This is a genomic window from Blastococcus sp. SYSU D00669 (assembly GCF_054050715.1).
In genome coordinates this window covers 15,394-30,460 of sequence record NZ_JBJGZV010000043.1, presented here as the reverse complement: position 1 = coordinate 30,460, position 15,067 = coordinate 15,394, and the positions used below count along the sequence as shown (strand labels likewise).

Below are 15,067 nucleotides of genomic sequence, written 5' to 3'. Positions count from 1 at the left end.
CTCGGCGTGATCAGCCGGCAGGAGGTGGGCACGGTCAGCCGTGATCCTCCGCCAGCGAGCGCAGCAGGGCGTGCTGGCGGCGGACCTGGTCGCGGCCGCGGCCGGGCTCGCGCCGGCCCTCGTACTCGCTGGACAGCCAGCCGTTCCAGCCGGCGTCCTGCAGGGTCGGGACGATGTCGCCCCACGGCACGTGGAGGTCGTGCAGGTCGTCGTCGATCTCGAAGAACTTGGCCTGGATGAAGTGGGTGTGCGGCAGCACCTCGACCAGGTCGGCCATGGGCACCCGCAGCGGGCGCAGCGGCGGCGGGACGTCGTCCTCGTCGTCCGTCCCGAGGCTCTCGGCGTTCTCCAGGACGGCGGCCGTCTGGAAGATGCCCGTGTCGATGAGCAGCTTGAAGTGCTCGGTGCCGGTCTTCTCGATGAAGTCGACGTAGCCCTGGGTCACCGGGTGCTTGATCGGCGTCGGCGAGTGGATCTCCGGGCAGATGACGACGTCGAGCTCGGCGGCCAGGTCGAGCGAGCGCTCGACGACCTGCTCCCAGATCGGGTGCGGGTCGAGGTCCCAGGAGGTGACGCCGAACTTCGGCCGCACCGACGTGAAGCCCAGCTGCTTCGCCAGCCGCAGGTCCAGCTGCAGCTGCTCGGCGCCCTCCTCGGCGGTCAGGTCGCGGCCGTGGAAGCGGGTGGTGTCCACCCAGGAGCCGAAGTTGGTCGGCGTCAGGCCGTACTTCTCGACCAGCCCGTGCCACGAGTCGACGAAGGCGGCGTCCGGGGTCGGGTAGTTCGGCAGGTTGCCCTCGCCGAGGATCTCGATGCCGGTGGCCCCGAGGTCGGCGATGTCGGCGAAGACGTCCTCCAGCGTCATGGAGGTGTAGACGTCGCCGGTGTAGCTGTAGGTGGAGACGCCGTACTTCAGGCCCCCCTCCGGGGCCGGCGGCACGATCACGCCCGAGCCCTGCGCGGTGAACTGCGAGCGCTCGATCATCGGCGGGAAGTACGAGCGGCGCAGGAAGACCGTCACCTCGAGGTGGTGCACGCCCACCGACAGGCCGCCGGGCTTCGGCACCGTGATGGTGGCCGGCTCGTCGAGCTGCCAGCGCAGGTCGGTCGACGCGCGCAGCTCGTCGAGGGTGACGGTGCGGCCCTGCAGCGTCCACAGCGGCACGTGGTCGGGGATCCGCTCGCCGTCGATCACGACCTCGATGCCGTCGAGCAGGCTGGCCGGGCCGCCGCGGTAGTTGGGGTTGCGCAGCCGGAACTGGAAGCCGGTGACCCGGCCGCCGTCGGCGACGTTGCGGAAGCCACGGCCCTGGATGATCGGGAACTCGAGCACGGTCATGCCCCTTCGCGGAGGTCGGTGGCCAGCGCCGTGGCCCCGCGGACGGCGAGGGCGACGCTGGTGAGGGTGGGGTTCATCGAGTTGGCGGTCGGGATGAGGCCGTTGCCGGCGAGCACCAGGCCGGGGACACCCCACACCCGCGAGAACGGGTCGCAGACGCTGGTGCCGTCGTCGGCCACGCCCATCCGGACGGTGCCCATGTAGTGCAGCGAGCTGCCGGCGGGCATCACCTTCGGCATGCCGTCGACGAACTCGCCGAGCGCGGCGGCCGCGCGGGCCTGGTGCTTGCGCGCCCGCTCGAAGTCCGCCTCCTCGACGTCGGTGAGCGCGTAGGCGATCCGGATGCCCGGCAGGCCGTTCTCGTCGGGCTGGTCGTCGTCGAAGGTCAGCCGGTCCTCGGGGCGCGGGCGCTTGCGGATGCCCCAGCCCATGCCGACGTAGCCGGCCGGGTTGTCGCGGAACCGGCTGCCCTCGGGCAGCGGCGCGGGCGAGACGGGGCTGTACATCATCTGCGCGGAGTAGGGGTGCCCGTGCTCCTCGTCGAACGGGATCGCCACGATCGCCCGGATGGGGTCGACCGCCGCGCCCGGCTCCGGCTCGGGCAGCACGTCGGGACGCACCGCGACGACGCCGAACAGCAGCGGGTGCTCGGTCAGGTACCGGCCCAGCGCCTCGGGCCGGATGCCGGAGGCCCAGAGCAGCTGAGGGGTGCGCAGCGCGTCGGCCGCCAGGACGACAACGTCGGCCCGGACCTCCTCCTCCGCGCCGGTGCGCAGGTCGCGCAGGACGGCGCCGACCGCCCGGTCGCCGTCCCGCAGCACCCGCACGCACAGCGTCTCCGGCCGCAGGGTGAACCGGTCGGCGTGCGCGCCCTCGGCCAGGGGACCCAGCACGACGTCGGTGCCGCTCCACCGCAGCGAGCCGTCGGCCCGCGGGTCGGCGGCCACCGGGAGCGGGCGGACGACGAGGCCGTCGGGCGCGAACTCGTCGCGGATCCGCTCGAGGATCGCCGTCGCCTGCGGGGAGTCGTCGAACGAGGGCCGGTGGACGTGCAGGAGTGCCTCGGCGGCCTGGACGTGCTGCTCCCACTCGCCGTCGTCGATGAACGGCACCTTCTCCGGGCCGGTGGGCCGCGGCGTGGCGCAGGTCCAGTGCACGCCCTGCCCGCCGACGCAGGTGGCGCCGGCCGCGGCCGGCATGCCGGCCGAACCCTCGGCGGCCCGGCCGATGAGGTGGGTGCCCTGGCGGGCGGTGATCGTGCCCTCGACGACGACGCCACCGGGGATGCCGGAGACGCCGCTCTCGGTGGCCCGGCCCTGCGACGCCAGCCGGGCGGCGGCCTGCTGGTCCGGGTCGGGGACGTTCTTCACGTTCATACCGGGCGGCGTGGTCACGACCGGGCCGGCCTCGACCATGAGCACCGACGCGTCGGGCACCTGCTCGAGGAGCAGCCGGGCGTAGGTGGCGCCGGTCGGCCCGCTGCCGACGATCAGGACACGGGGGGTCATGCGGAGGCCTCCTGGGGGACGGCGCCGTGCTCGGCGACGAGGGCGCGGGCGGTGAGGACGCCGAGCGCGACGGCGGTGAGGGTGGGGTTGCACGCGGTGGCGGTCGGGATGACGTTGTTGCCGCCGACGTAGAGGTTCGCCGTCCCCCAGACCCGGCCGGTCGGGTCGCAGACGCTGGTGCCGTCGTCGGCCGCGCCCATCCGGGTGGTGCCGAGGTAGTGCAGCGAGCTGCCGGCCGGCATGACGAACGGGTCGCCGAGCGGGCGGCCCAGCGCCTGCGCGGCCTCGGCGATCTCGGTCTTCGCGGCGGCGATCGACGCCTCGTCGGCGGCGCTGAGGGCGTAGTCGATGCGGATGGCCGGCAGGCCGTGCTCGTCGGCGGCGTCCTCGTCGAACCAGACCCGGTTCTCGGGCGAGAGCTCCTTCTTGCAGAACCAGCCGAGCCCGACGACCTGGCCGGGGCGCACGGTCACGCCCGGGTCGAGGGGTACCGGCGAGGCGTCCATCTGCATGACCTGGCCGTGGAACGGGCGGTCGGCGGCGTAGGGCACCCAGGAGACCCCGGAGACGGGCACGATCGCGCCGCCGCCGGGCGCCGCCGAGGCGGTCACCGGGAGGTCGGCGTCGACCGGGGCGTCGGCGGGCACGAACTTCTCGTCGAGCACCGACGCGGCCATGATCTGCGGGTGCTCGGTCAGGTACCGGCCGAGCGCCTCGGGGCGGACGCCGGAGGCCCACAGCAGCTGCGGGGTGCGGAAGGCGTCGGCCGCCACCACCACGGCCCGCGCGGTGACGGTCGACCGCTCCCCCGTGGTCAGGTCGACGACCTCGACGCCGGTGGCGCGATCGCCGTCGAGCAGGACCCGGCGGGCCAGCGTGCCGGCCCGCAAGGTCACGTGCGGCCGCTCCCACAGGTCGCCGGCGATGATCGCCGGGCCGGTCCAGTGCAGCGCGCCGTCCTCGCCCACGGTGACGGCGACCGGCATCGCGCCCACCGGGCGCCGGCTCGGCCGGTCGAACAGCTCGCCGAGGACCTGCTGCACGGCGCCGATCAGCGGCGCCCGGTCGAAGGCGTGCGTGGTGACGGCGAGCAGCTGCTCGGCGCGGCCGAGCGCCTCGTCGAGGACGGACGGGTCGACGCAGTCCGGCACCTCGTCGTCCACCGGCCGCGGGCACGCGGCGGTCCAGTGCGCGCCCATCCCGCCGACGTTGGTGGACATCGCGGCGTTGGGCATGCTCTCCGCCCCGACCAGCACGGTGCCGGGCCGGGCCGGCGTGCCGCCGGGCTGCGGGCCGGGACCCGTGGCGAGAGCCGCCAGCGCGGCGTCGCGCGCCTCGACGTCGGCGATGTTCTTCACGTGCCCGCCGGCCACCTCGCCGACGACCTGGCCGGCCTCGAGCACCAGCACCCGCAGCCCGGCGTCGGCGTCGGCCAGCTCGCGCGCCACCGCCGTCCCGACCGGGCCGGAGCCGACGACGACGACGTCGTAGGTCTCGCTCACCGGGCCACCGCCGGCTGCGACTCGAGCAGGCGCTTGAGCATGTCGTGCTGGGCGCGGACCTGGTCGAAGGCGTTGTACCGGTCGCTGTAGGCGTGCGCCTCGTACTCGCTGGAGATGAAGCCGGCGTAGCCCTGCTCGACCAGCACGCGGGCGACCGCGGGCCAGTCGATCGACGGGTCCTGCCCGTTCTCGATGCCGTAGAACTTCCCGTGCACGTGCACGACGTGCGGGAAGAACTCGGCCCAGCGCTCGGGCGCCATGCGCCCGTGCATGGTGAACAGCATCTTGAGGTTGCCCACCTGGGCCGGGGTGGCGCCGGCCTCGGCGGCGCGGCGCTCCAGCTCGGGGAACTTCTCGGCGGTCGGGCCGGGCTCGGCCCACAGCTGCTCGGTGAGCGCGGTCAGCTCCGGGGCGATGCCGGCGGCGCGGTGCGCGTCGTGCACCGCGCCCGGGACCGCCCGCATGCTCGAGCTCATGTCGGGGATGAACCCCAGCCACTCGGTGTCGAGGCGGGTGAAGGTCTCCTTCAGCGCGGCGACCGGCGCGGCCTCGACGGTCAGCGGGGCGTGGATCTCCACGCCGATCTTCACGCCGAGCTCCTCGGCCAGCGGGAGCAGCCGCTCGAGGGTGGCCGGTGAGGTCTCGACGCCCACCCGCGTCACCGGGAACCCGAGCGCGGCGGCACCGCGCACCTGGACGGCGACGTACTCGTAGGACTCGTCGTCGCTCAGCAGACGGCCCGGGTACAGGCCGAGGTCGTTGTTGATCGCCAGGCACGACGGGGTGAGCCCCGAGCGCTCGATCACCGAGCGCACCTCGCGGACCTGCTCGTCGGACGGCCGGGGCCAGCCCCGCAGCGACTGGAAGGCCACCATCTCCAGACCCGGGCCGAGGTCGCGGGCGGCGACCTCCTCCACGAGAGAGGCGAGGTCGCGGCCGGGCCTGCGCTGCTCGAGGGTGAGGCTGAACAGGGTGGTGCCGAGGCGCGGCAGCCCCGGGGCGGTGTCGGTCACGGTCGTGCTCCCGCGGCGGTGAGGGTCTTGTCGGTCGCGCTGGGCGCCACCAGCGGCACCCGGTCGGGGCCGGTGAGGATGTAGGGGATCGAGAGGCCGAGCAGCAGCTGCACGCGGTGCTCGCGCCCGGGCTCGGTCGGCACCCGCGTGTGCAGCACCACCGGGTCGGTCGTGAACCAGTACTCGTCGCCCTTGCCCGCCAGCTCGGCGAACTCGTGTCGGTGCCCGTTGACGGTCACCGCCAGGGTCGCCGGGTCGATCCGCTCGCCGTCGACGGTGAGGTCGACGCGGGCGAGCGAGGGCAGCGGCAGCGCCCGGTACCAGTGCGAGTAGACGGCGATGTCCAGGCCGTCGGGGGTGGCGGTGAGCGAGTCGGCGCGCACCACCTGGTCGTCCAGGGGTCCCATCGGTGTTCCTCTCAGGCGGCGAGCGTGAGCCGCTTGCTGTCCCGGCCGCCGCCGGGTACGGGCATGTACGAGATGCGCAGCCGGACGACGACCGTGACGTCGTGCGGGCCGGGTGCGAGAGGCTCGTCGGTCTCAAAGGCGAGCTGCGCCCGCTCGCCCATCTCCCAGCGGTCGTCGGTGACGGTCGGCAGCTCGGCGAAGGTGTAGGTGTGGCCGTGCACCGTGAAGGTGGTGCGCCCCGCCGGCACGGGCCGGCCGTCGAGCACCAGGTCGACGGCCTCGACCATCGACAGGGTGAGGCCGCGGTAGTACGGCATCCGGACCTCGACGACGCCGCCGGTGCGGCCGTCGTCCAGGGCGCGGAAGCCCTCCTCGCAGACGATGTACTTGTCGAACATCAGGCGTCCTCTCCCAGGAGGCGGGCGAACATCGCGTGCTGGCGGCGGACCTGCTCGACGGAGTCGACGGGGAAGGCGTCCTGGATGTGCCGGTTGCCCTCGTACTCGCTGGACAGGTAGCCGTCGAAGCCGCCCTCGACCAGCACCGGGACGATCTCGTCGTAGGGGATCGAGTACTCGTACTCCCGCCCTGTCGCCCCATCGAGGGCCATCTCGTAGAACTTCGCCTGGATGTGCCCGATCAGGGGCATGTGCTCGAGCATCGCCTCGGGCTCGGACCAGATGTAGTGCGTCGCCTGGCGGGCCAGCCCGAAGTCGACGGGGCCGCCGCCGCGGTAATTCACGACGTCCATCAGCGCGTGGCTGTCGCCGTGGTCGTCGTAGGTCCTGACGATCAGGTCGACCAGCTCGGGCTTGGCGCCGTCGCGCAGCGCGCGCTCGGCCACCACGCGCGGGAACCGCCGCACGTAGGTGCCCATGTCGGGCATCAGGCCCAGCGCCGGCGAACCGGTCCGGTACATGACCTCGAGGTGCTGCAGGATCCACGGGTGCTGGTAGTGGAACGGCGCGTGCACCTCCAGCAGCAGCCGCACGCCGGCGTCCTCGGCGTACGGGGCCGCGGCCTCCATCACCTCCGGCGGGGTGTTGATGATCGCGCGGACCACCGTCGCCCCCAGCCGGACGGCGATGTCGACGTCGCGGCGCACCGAGGCGACCTGCTCCTCCAGCGTCAGCCAGCGGTGCGGGTGCAGCTTGGTGTCGAGGAACAGGTCGGTGGCGACCGGCGTCGCCCCGTAGGTCTCCATCCAGCCGGACCACGACTCGACGAACTCGTCGGAGACGTGCGGGAAGCCCGGGATCATCTGCTCGGGGATGATCTCGATGCCGCGGGCGCCGAAGGCCGCGGCCTCCCGGATGCAGTCCTCGACCGACATCGTGCGGAGGAAGTACTCCTCCTGGAACGAGTAGAGGCTGACGCCCCGCTGCACGCTGCTCACGCCGTCCTCCTCAGGCGGTCGCGACCGCGAGCCGCGGCGCGGTCGGGGCGAGGGCCTGGCCGGTCGCCGGGTCGAAGAAGTGCAGGGCCGACGGCGGGACGGCGAACTGCGCCCGCGTGCCCTCGCGGACCCCGGCGCCGCCGTGCAGCCGGGCGAGGACCACGCTGCCCCGGCCGAGCCGGCGCAGATCCTCGGCGGCGGCCGCGTCGATGTCCTTCGCGATCTCGACGGTGGCGTCGTTGACCACCGGCTCGGCGTCCACCCGCAGGTGCACCAGCTTCTCCGGCGGGATGTTCTCGACCACCTCGACGTCGGCCGCCAGCCGCGGCCAGCTCGGGTCGGCGTCCGCCGCGTCGCGCAGCGCCTCGGGCCGGAAGCCGAGGGCGACCGGGGTGGCGTCGGCCCCGGCGAGGGCTGGGGGCACGGCCGGGACGGCGAGCCGCTGGGAGCCGACGGCGAGCTCGTACCCACCGGGCACCCGCAGCACGGTGGCCGAGACGACGTTCATCGGCGGCGAGCCGATGAACTCGGCGACGAACAGGTTGGCCGGCGAGTCGTAGAGCTCGTCGGGGGTGCCCAGCTGCTGCAGCACGCCCTTGCGCAGGACGGCGATCCGGTCGCCCATCGTCATGGCCTCGACCTGGTCGTGGGTGACGTAGAGCGTGGTGACGCCGTACTCGCGCTGCAGCCCGCGGATCTCGGCCCGCATCTGGCCGCGCAGCTTGGCGTCGAGATTGGACAGCGGCTCGTCCATGAGGAACGCCTGCGGGGTGCGCACGATCGCCCGGCCCATGGCCACGCGCTGCCGCTGGCCGCCGGAGAGCGCCTTGGGCCTGCGGTGCAGCAGCTCGGTGAGCCCGAGCGCCTCGGCCGCGCGCTCGACGCGCCCCTTCGTCTCCTCCTGGGGCACGCCGGCGCAGGTGAGCGGGAAGGCGATGTTGTCGCGCACCGACATGTGCGGGTAGAGCGCGTAGCTCTGGAAGACCATCGCGATGTCGCGCTGCGAGGGGTGCACGTCGGTGACGTCGCGGTCGCCGATCAGCAGCCGGCCCTCGGAGATCTCCTCCAGGCCGGCGGCCATGCGCAGCGCCGTCGTCTTGCCGCAGCCCGACGGGCCGACGAGGACGAGGAACTCGCCGTCGGCGACGGCCAGGTCGAGCTCGTCGACGGCCAGGGTCCCGTCCGGGTAGCGCTTCGTGATGCGGTCGAAGGTGATCGATGCCATGACAGCTCCTCAGACGGTGTGCTTGCGGAAGTCGACCCAGCCCGGCAGCTCCCACGGCCGGACCAGGGCCTCGCGCAGGCGGGCGGCCAGGTCGCCGGCGTCGGGCAGCGGGGCGCTGCGGCCGTCGCCGCGGGTGTAGACGCGGCAGGTGAGCGCCGGGGGCGCGTCGGACGGGAAGAGGTCGCGCCCGCCGACCCGGAAGGTGGGTGACCCGGGGAAGCCGAGCCGCTGCGCGTCGGCCCGGGTGCGGACCTCGCGGCGGGCGACGTGCACCTCTCCCCTGCCGAGCTCGGCGAGGGTCTCCTCGAGCAGCTCGGCGGCCTGGCCGTGCGTGGGGCAGCCCTCCCACCAGAGCAGCTCGACCCGCCACTTGATCGAGCAGCCGGCCGGCGGCGTGCTCGGGCGGGCGACCTCGCGACCGGCGAGGACGTCGTCGAGCGCCGCGCGCACCCAGCCCGCGCGCTGCGCGGGGTCGTCGTGGTCGCCGTCCGGGGCGCCGTGGTAGCGGACGACGCCGGCGCGGTCGACGACGAACACCTCGGGCGTGGCCGTCGTGCCGTAGGCGCGGGCGGCGGACTGCTCGGCATCGCGGAGGAACGGCCCGGCGAGCTCGCCGGCGGCGATCCGCGCCCGCATGCCGTCGACGCCGTCCTCGGGGTGGTCGGCCTCGTCGTTGCTGACGACCTGCAGCACGGCGACGTCGCGGCCGGCGTGGTCGCGGGCGAGGTCCTGGATGCGGTCGTGCCAGGCCCGGGCGTACGGGCAGCCGTTGGCGGTGAAGACGACGACGGTCGCCGCGTGCGCGCCGGGGTCGAGCCGGTGGACGGCGCCGTCCGGGTCGGGCAGCGCGAGCGGCGGGGCGGGGTCGCCGACGGTGAGACGGGTCATCGGACGGTGCCTTCCGTTCGGACGGTCGCGCGCTGCACGAGCGGCACGCCGGGGGCCTGCTGGATGTAGGGGATGCGGACGGCGAGGTCGACCTCGACCGCGTGCGCGTCCCCCGGGACGGCACCCGCGTCGAGGACGACGTCGAGGGCGTCGCGCAGGTCCCACCAGGCGCCGGTGCCGGCCGCCTCGGCGACCGGGCCGGTGAAGCCACCGGTGGCCACCTGCCGGACCGCGACGGGGGCGCCGTCGACCCGCACGTCGACCGACTCGAGGCAGGACAGCGGCAGCGAGCGGTACCAGGGCAGGCGCAGGGCGAGCCCCAGCCGGCCGTCGCGGGCCGAGAGCGCGTCGGGGCGCAGGGTCCCCTCGGTCATCGTCACGCGGTCACCGCCGTCTTCTCGCGGAGCTCGCGGAGCAGGGCGACGTGCGCCGCGGTGAGGGCGACGGCGTCGACGTCGGCGCGGTCGAGCAGCTCGTGGCCGCCCCACTCGCTGACCAGGGCGCCGTCGTAGCCGGCCGCGTCGAGAGCGGCCAGCCACGCGCCGTGCGACTCCCGGATCGCGTCGACGTCGGCGTCCCAGTACTTGGCGTGCGCGTGCCGGACGAGCGGCAGGACGTCCTGCCAGGCGGCCACGGTCGACCGGCCGCAGCGGCCGAGGACGCCGGCGACGAGGGTGGTCAGCTCCGCCTGCCGCGGGTGCCCGGCGACGGCCGCGAGCGCGGCGCCGATGCGGGGGCCGATCGGCCCGTCGGCCGCCCAGGCGCGGTGCACGGCGGCGACGCCGTCCGCGTCGAGGCCGAGGCGGGCCAGGGCGGTGTCGAGGGCGGCCGGCAGGGCCGGGGTGGTCAGGCTGGCGTCGATCGTCAGCCCCAGGTAGGGGGTGCCGGTCGCGGCCTGCAGCTCGGCGAGCTCGCTGACGGCGGGGTCGTCGGGCGGCGTGTTCCCCTGCACCTCGAAGGTGAGGACCACGCCCAGCCGCGCCGCCTCGGCGGCGACCCGGCGCAGCAGGCCGCTCTCCATGCCGAGCGTCGCCCGCACGACCGGGAAGCCGAGCCGGGCGGCGGCGGCCAGCTGCGGGGCGATGTCGTCGAAGGCCTCGGCGGCGGACATCGGCCGGTCCGGCCTGCGCCAGGTGTCGGTGTAGACGCCGAGCGCGACGGGGACCAGGCCGAGCCGGTCCAGCGCGTCGCGGAAGGCCCGCTCGTCGTCGGCGGACACGGCCGGGAAGCCGCGCCACGCCTGGTGCCCGATCACCTCGACCGCCGGGCCGCCGCCGGCGGCGGCGAGCCGCTCCAGCAGCGGGACGAGCCCGGCGCCGGCGCGGAACTCCGGCGTGAGCGAGAACAACGCCGTCCCCAGGATGGTCACGTCAGGCCACCCGGACCCAGCTGCTGGTCCGCGAGGACTGGAGCACGGCGGCGGTGATCCGTGCGGCGCGCAGGCCGTCGGCGAAGGTGGGCAGGCCGTCGACCGTCTCGCCGGCCAGCGCGGCGTAGCTGTCGGCGACGAAGGCGTCGAAGCAGTCCTGGTAGCCCTGCGGGTGCCCGGAGGGGACGGTCGCGTAGCGAGCGGCGGCCGGCCCCTCGCTGGTGCCGCGCAGCAGCTGCCGGTTGACCTCGCGGCCGCCGATCCACAGCGAGTCCGGGTTCTCCTGGTCGAAGCACAGCGACTCGGCGGCGCCGTCGACGGAGAACCACAGCCGGTTCTTCCGCCCCGGGCTGATCTGGCTGACCGTCAGGTTGCCGAACGCTCCGTGGTCGGTCTCGAACAGCACCACCGCGGCGTCCTCCGTGCTGACGGCCCGCCCCCCGCGCTCCGGCACCGCGGTGACCGTGCGCGCGGCGAGCCGCGCGATGCGGTGGCCGGAGACGAACTCCACCAGGTCGCACCAGTGCACGCCGATGTCGGCGAACGCGCGGGACGCGCCACCGGCCGCGGCGTCGACGCGCCAGTTGTCGTCGGTGTCCTCGGCGAGCCAGTCCTGCAGGTAGGAGCCGTGCAGCAGGCGCACCGGGCCGGCGGTGCCGTCGGCCACGCGGGCGCGGGCCTCGCGCACCGTCGGGTAGAAGCGGTAGACGAACGGCACGGTCGCCGTCACCCCGGCCTCGGCGGCCAGGACGACGAGCTCCTCGGCCTCGGCCGGGTCCACGGCGAGCGGCTTCTCGCACACGACGTGCTTGCCGGCCGCGAGCGCCGCGCGCACCAGCGGCGCGTGGGTGGCGTTGGGGGTGCAGACGTGCACGACGTCGACGTCGTCGGCCGCCAGCAGGTCCTCGACCGTGTCGGCGGGGAACTCGGCCCCGATGCGCTGCGCACCTTCCCGGGAGGATTCCGGCGACGAGCCCACGAGGCGGGACACCACTCCCCCGGCGCGGCGGACGGCCCGGGCGTGGACGGTGCCCATGAACCCGACGCCGATGATGCCGGCCCGTACGCGATCGGCCATCGGAACCCCCTGAGATCGGTGCGGCGCCCCGCCGCGTGACTGCAACCACATACTTCTGCCGACAGCCGGATGAAGTCAACCGCCGGGAGGAACAAGCCTGGTGATGCCGCCCATCGACGTCACCGATTCCGCAGTGAGCGGGCAGCCCTCGGCAACCGACATGGCGATGTCGGTTGCCGAGGAGCGGGTGCTACTTGATGCCGCCGGCGAAGCCCTGGATGAACCGCTTCTGGGCGAAGAGGTAGAAGGCGAGGATCGGCACCATCGAGATGATCACGATCGCGAAGATCTTGTTCCACGCCGAGACGAGCGAGCCGACGTAGTAGTACATCGAGACGGGCAGCGTCTGGTTGTCCGAGCCGCCCAGGAAGATGAGCGACGAGAAGAAGTCGTTCCAGACGATGAGCCCGGTGAGGATGGCGACGGTCCCGGTGGCCGGGGCCATGAGCGGGAGGACCACCCGGAAGAAGACCTTGCCGGGACCGGCACCGTCGAGGGCTGCGGCCTCCTCGTAGTCGCGCGGGAGGTTGCGGAAGAACCCGGCGTAGAGGAAGACCGCCAACGGCATGAGCGTCCCCACGTAGAGGATGACCATCCCCCACATCGTGCCGACCAGGCCGAGTTGCCGGGCGCCGATGTAGAGCGGGATGAGGCCGAGCTGGGTGGGCAGGATGATCGCGACGAGGAAGAGGTAGAAGGCCACCGTGCCCCAGCGCCGGGTCGTCCTGGCGAGCACGTAGGCGGCGAGCGACCCGAAGGCCACCAGGCCGATGATGCTGCCGACGGTGATCACCACGCTGTGCAGCAGCGCCAGGAGGATGTTGTTGTCGCCGCCCTCGGTCAGCACCTCGACGAAGTTCTCGACGGTCGGGCGGTTCGGCAGCGCGGAGGTGCCGGTGGTCAGCAGCTCCTCGCTGGGCTTGAACGCCGTGACGACGAGGAAGTAGAACGGCAGCAGGGTCAGTAGCGCGACGACCCAGACGATCCCCTCGCGCAGGGCGGTGGCCTTCGTGTAGCGGAACATCGGTCGGTTCTCCTAGCGGTCGGCGCCCTTACGAACGGTCCTTGGTGGCCACCTGCTGCAGCACCGAGAAGACGAGCATGATCAAGGTCAGGAGGAGCGCGAGCGCGGCACCGAAGCCGAAGTTGCTCAGCGCGAACGTCTCCTTGTAGACCTGGGTGGCCAGGGTCTCGGTCGCTCCGGCGGGACCACCGCCGGTCAGGGCGAGGACCTGGTCGAAGACGCGCAGGCCCTGGATGAGCATGAGGGTCGACGCGATCGCGATCGACGGCCGGATGGACGGCACCGTGATGTGCCGGAACCGCCGCCAGGTACCGGCCCCGTCGAGGGCGGCGGCCTCCTCGATCTCGGCCGGCACGGTGGCCAGACCGGCGAGGTAGATGACCATGACCATGCCGGTCGTCTGCCAGGCCATGACGACCAGCACGCACCAGAGCGCGAGGGTCGGGTCGGCCAGCCACGTCCTCGGCTCCATGCCCAACCAGCCGATGACCCCGTTGAGCGGGCCGTTGTACTCGAAGATGAACTTCCAGACGTAGCTCACCGCCAGCGGGCTCAGGACGACCGGCAGGAAGAACAGCGCCCGGAGGAGGTAGCGGGTCTTCAGGGTGCGGTTGAGCGCCAGGGCCAGGAGCAGGCCGACCACGTTGGTGAGGATCAGGAAGCCGAAGGCGAGGAAGAGCGTGTTCCGGAGCGACCCGATCATCGCCGGGTCGTCGAAGATCCGCTGGAAGTTCTCGAGGCCGACGAAGTCGAAGTCACCGATCCCCGTCCAGTCGGTGAAGGCGTAGAAGGCGCCGCCGGCGGTGGCGATGTAGTGGATCAGCAGCACCATGGCGATGGCGGGGAGCGCCCACCACCAGCGGCCGTAGGAGATGAGCGGCCGGCTGCGCCGGGGGCGGGAGGAGGTCCCACCCCCGGCGGCCGCTGTGCCCTCTCGGACGACGGGGCCGGTCGGAATCGTGGCAGTCATCGTTTCGTCCCTTGGATCGGTCCGAGAGCTGTGCCGCTCGGTCTTACTGGTCCCAGGCCTGGTCGACCGATTCGAGCACGGACTGGATGTCCCCCTGCCCCGCGATGAGGCCCTGCGTCCCCGTGGCCAGCGCGTCGTACACGGAGGGGTTCGGCCACGCCAGGTTCGGCAGCGGCGCGTAGTCGCCGGCCTCCAGGAGGTCCCGCACCGGCTCGAAGACCGGGTTGAGGTCGTCGTCCACCCCGGTGATTGCCACACCGCCCTGGATCTCGGTGAAGGTGGCGGCGTTCTCCGGCTGCGCGAGCCAGTCGAGGAAGTCCTGCCCGGCCTGCTTCTGGGCGTCCTCGGCGTCGGCGTTGATGCTCAGCGCGTAGTTCGAGCTGGCCAGGAGGTACGGCTGGCCACCGTCGGCCGGCGGGAAGGCCTGGACCTCGAGGGCCAGCCCCGGCGTGGCGGTGTTCAGCTCGTTGGCCGCGCTACCGGGCAGGAAGCCGCCCAGCGACGTGCCCTGGGTGATGTTCTGCGTGATGGTGTCGAAGCCACCCCCGGCGGCGCCCGGCTGGAAGCAGCCGGCCTCGTTCATGTCGACGATGGCCTGCAGGGTCTCCTGCCAGCCCTCGCTGTCGGCGAACGAGACGTCGCCCGCGGCCCGCTGCTCGTTCCAGTCCGGCGTCTCGGCGTAGACCCGGGTCGCGGAGATGGCCATGGCCATCAGGCCGGGGTTGGGCGGCACCGAACCGGCGACCACGAACAGCGACTTGCCCTCGTCGGCGAGCGGTCCGCAGGAGTCGAGCAGTGCGTCGAAGTCCGCGGGCACGTCCACGCCGGCATCGGAGGCGGCGCCCGAGTTCCAGGTCATCCCGACGGGGATGAGGTTGGTCGGCTGGGCGTAGATCTCGCCGTCGATGCCGTAGAGCGCCTCGCTGCCCTCCGGGACCAGCGCCGCGGACGTCTCGTCCAGCGGCTCGATGTAGCCGGCCTCGGCCAGCGGGAGCACCGCGTTCGCGTTGCCCGAGCCGGGCGAGAACATCATCACGTCCGGCGCGTTGCCGCCCTGCAGCTGGGTCCGGATCGTCACGCCGTAGCTGTCCGGCGGCAGGCCCTGCGCCTCGACCTCGATGCCGGTCTCCTCGGTGTACTTCTCCGCGAGGACCGTCCACGGGTTCTCGGCTCCACCGCTGGCGTTCTCGAACGCGAACGTGAAGCTGTCGGCCGCACCGCCGGAGCCGCCGTCGGAGCCGCCGTCGTCGTCGCCCCCGCCGCACGCGGCGAGCGTCAGAGCGCTGATCGTGGGCACGGCGACGAGGACGCCGAGGCGGCGGAGCCTTCCGTGACCTTGCTGGGTCAT

General features: G+C 73.3%; 15 protein-coding genes. All 15 read right to left on the bottom strand.

What is annotated here, in order from left to right; all coding sequences use genetic code 11:
* Positions 1–34: 34 nt before the first annotated feature.
* The 15 genes from ACI8AF_RS23085 to ACI8AF_RS23015 all read right to left on the bottom strand — a co-directional run bounded on the left by ACI8AF_RS23085 (position 35) and on the right by ACI8AF_RS23015 (position 15,067).
* A complete protein-coding gene (locus tag ACI8AF_RS23085) occupies positions 35–1,339 on the bottom strand; it encodes a C-glycoside deglycosidase beta subunit domain-containing protein (protein WP_456542103.1) in 1,305 nt (434 codons plus the stop codon).
* Positions 1,336–2,847 (bottom strand): GMC oxidoreductase, encoded by a 1,512-nt coding sequence (locus ACI8AF_RS23080; RefSeq protein ID WP_456542102.1) that lies wholly within the window; start codon positions 2,845–2,847, stop codon positions 1,336–1,338. The genes ACI8AF_RS23085 and ACI8AF_RS23080 overlap by 4 nt, the downstream gene beginning before the upstream one ends.
* Complete coding sequence (locus ACI8AF_RS23075) at positions 2,844–4,349, bottom strand: GMC oxidoreductase (protein WP_456542101.1); 1,506 nt, start codon at positions 4,347–4,349, stop codon at positions 2,844–2,846. The genes ACI8AF_RS23080 and ACI8AF_RS23075 overlap by 4 nt, the downstream gene beginning before the upstream one ends.
* Positions 4,346–5,362, bottom strand: a complete 1,017-nt coding sequence (locus ACI8AF_RS23070; protein ID WP_456542100.1) for a sugar phosphate isomerase/epimerase family protein — start codon at positions 5,360–5,362, stop codon at positions 4,346–4,348. The genes ACI8AF_RS23075 and ACI8AF_RS23070 overlap by 4 nt, the downstream gene beginning before the upstream one ends.
* The gene (locus tag ACI8AF_RS23065) at positions 5,359–5,769 is read right to left on the bottom strand and encodes a C-glycoside deglycosidase beta subunit domain-containing protein (protein ID WP_456542099.1); all 411 of its coding nucleotides are present in this window, start codon (positions 5,767–5,769) and stop codon (positions 5,359–5,361) included. The genes ACI8AF_RS23070 and ACI8AF_RS23065 overlap by 4 nt, the downstream gene beginning before the upstream one ends.
* Positions 5,770–5,780: 11 nt before the next feature.
* Positions 5,781–6,167: a C-glycoside deglycosidase beta subunit domain-containing protein gene (locus tag ACI8AF_RS23060; protein ID WP_456542098.1), complete on the bottom strand. Its 387-nt coding sequence runs from the start codon at positions 6,165–6,167 to the stop codon at positions 5,781–5,783.
* On the bottom strand, positions 6,167–7,165 hold the full coding sequence (locus tag ACI8AF_RS23055; RefSeq protein ID WP_456542097.1) for a sugar phosphate isomerase/epimerase family protein: 999 nt from the start codon (positions 7,163–7,165) through the stop codon (positions 6,167–6,169). The genes ACI8AF_RS23060 and ACI8AF_RS23055 overlap by 1 nt, the downstream gene beginning before the upstream one ends.
* Positions 7,166–7,175: 10 nt before the next feature.
* Positions 7,176–8,390, bottom strand: coding sequence for an ABC transporter ATP-binding protein (locus ACI8AF_RS23050; RefSeq protein ID WP_456542096.1), 1,215 nt, complete (start codon positions 8,388–8,390; stop codon positions 7,176–7,178).
* A 9-nt stretch (positions 8,391–8,399) separates the two neighbouring features.
* Positions 8,400–9,278, bottom strand: a complete 879-nt coding sequence (locus tag ACI8AF_RS23045; RefSeq protein WP_456542095.1) for a redoxin domain-containing protein — start codon at positions 9,276–9,278, stop codon at positions 8,400–8,402.
* Positions 9,275–9,652 carry a C-glycoside deglycosidase beta subunit domain-containing protein gene (locus ACI8AF_RS23040; RefSeq protein ID WP_456542117.1) on the bottom strand — a complete coding sequence of 126 codons (378 nt, stop codon included), beginning with the start codon at positions 9,650–9,652 and terminating at the stop codon, positions 9,275–9,277. The genes ACI8AF_RS23045 and ACI8AF_RS23040 overlap by 4 nt, the downstream gene beginning before the upstream one ends.
* Positions 9,653–9,654: 2 nt before the next feature.
* Positions 9,655–10,647, bottom strand: coding sequence for a hypothetical protein (locus ACI8AF_RS23035; RefSeq protein ID WP_456542094.1), 993 nt, complete (start codon positions 10,645–10,647; stop codon positions 9,655–9,657).
* 1 nt (position 10,648) lies between these two features.
* Positions 10,649–11,725, bottom strand: coding sequence for a Gfo/Idh/MocA family protein (locus ACI8AF_RS23030; RefSeq protein ID WP_456542093.1), 1,077 nt, complete (start codon positions 11,723–11,725; stop codon positions 10,649–10,651).
* A 190-nt stretch (positions 11,726–11,915) separates the two neighbouring features.
* A complete protein-coding gene (locus tag ACI8AF_RS23025; RefSeq protein WP_456542092.1) occupies positions 11,916–12,749 on the bottom strand; it encodes a carbohydrate ABC transporter permease in 834 nt (277 codons plus the stop codon).
* Positions 12,750–12,777: 28 nt separating this feature from the next.
* Positions 12,778–13,719 carry a carbohydrate ABC transporter permease gene (locus ACI8AF_RS23020; protein WP_456542091.1) on the bottom strand — a complete coding sequence of 314 codons (942 nt, stop codon included), beginning with the start codon at positions 13,717–13,719 and terminating at the stop codon, positions 12,778–12,780.
* A 43-nt stretch (positions 13,720–13,762) separates the two neighbouring features.
* Positions 13,763–15,067, bottom strand: coding sequence for an ABC transporter substrate-binding protein (locus ACI8AF_RS23015; protein WP_456542090.1), 1,305 nt, complete (start codon positions 15,065–15,067; stop codon positions 13,763–13,765).

Coding starts and splice junctions, on each gene's coding strand:
- ACI8AF_RS23085 (WP_456542103.1), bottom strand. CDS start 1,339: ATGACCGTGCTCGAGTTCCCGATCATCCAGGGCCGTGGCTTCCGCAAC.
- ACI8AF_RS23080 (WP_456542102.1), bottom strand. CDS start 2,847: ATGACCCCCCGTGTCCTGATCGTCGGCAGCGGGCCGACCGGCGCCACC.
- ACI8AF_RS23065 (WP_456542099.1), bottom strand. CDS start 5,769: ATGGGACCCCTGGACGACCAGGTGGTGCGCGCCGACTCGCTCACCGCC.
- ACI8AF_RS23060 (WP_456542098.1), bottom strand. CDS start 6,167: ATGTTCGACAAGTACATCGTCTGCGAGGAGGGCTTCCGCGCCCTGGAC.
- ACI8AF_RS23050 (WP_456542096.1), bottom strand. CDS start 8,390: ATGGCATCGATCACCTTCGACCGCATCACGAAGCGCTACCCGGACGGG.
- ACI8AF_RS23045 (WP_456542095.1), bottom strand. CDS start 9,278: ATGACCCGTCTCACCGTCGGCGACCCCGCCCCGCCGCTCGCGCTGCCC.
- ACI8AF_RS23040 (WP_456542117.1), bottom strand. CDS start 9,652: ATGACCGAGGGGACCCTGCGCCCCGACGCGCTCTCGGCCCGCGACGGC.
- ACI8AF_RS23030 (WP_456542093.1), bottom strand. CDS start 11,725: ATGGCCGATCGCGTACGGGCCGGCATCATCGGCGTCGGGTTCATGGGC.
- ACI8AF_RS23025 (WP_456542092.1), bottom strand. CDS start 12,749: ATGTTCCGCTACACGAAGGCCACCGCCCTGCGCGAGGGGATCGTCTGG.
- ACI8AF_RS23020 (WP_456542091.1), bottom strand. CDS start 13,719: ATGACTGCCACGATTCCGACCGGCCCCGTCGTCCGAGAGGGCACAGCG.
- ACI8AF_RS23015 (WP_456542090.1), bottom strand. CDS start 15,067: ATGACCCAGCAAGGTCACGGAAGGCTCCGCCGCCTCGGCGTCCTCGTC.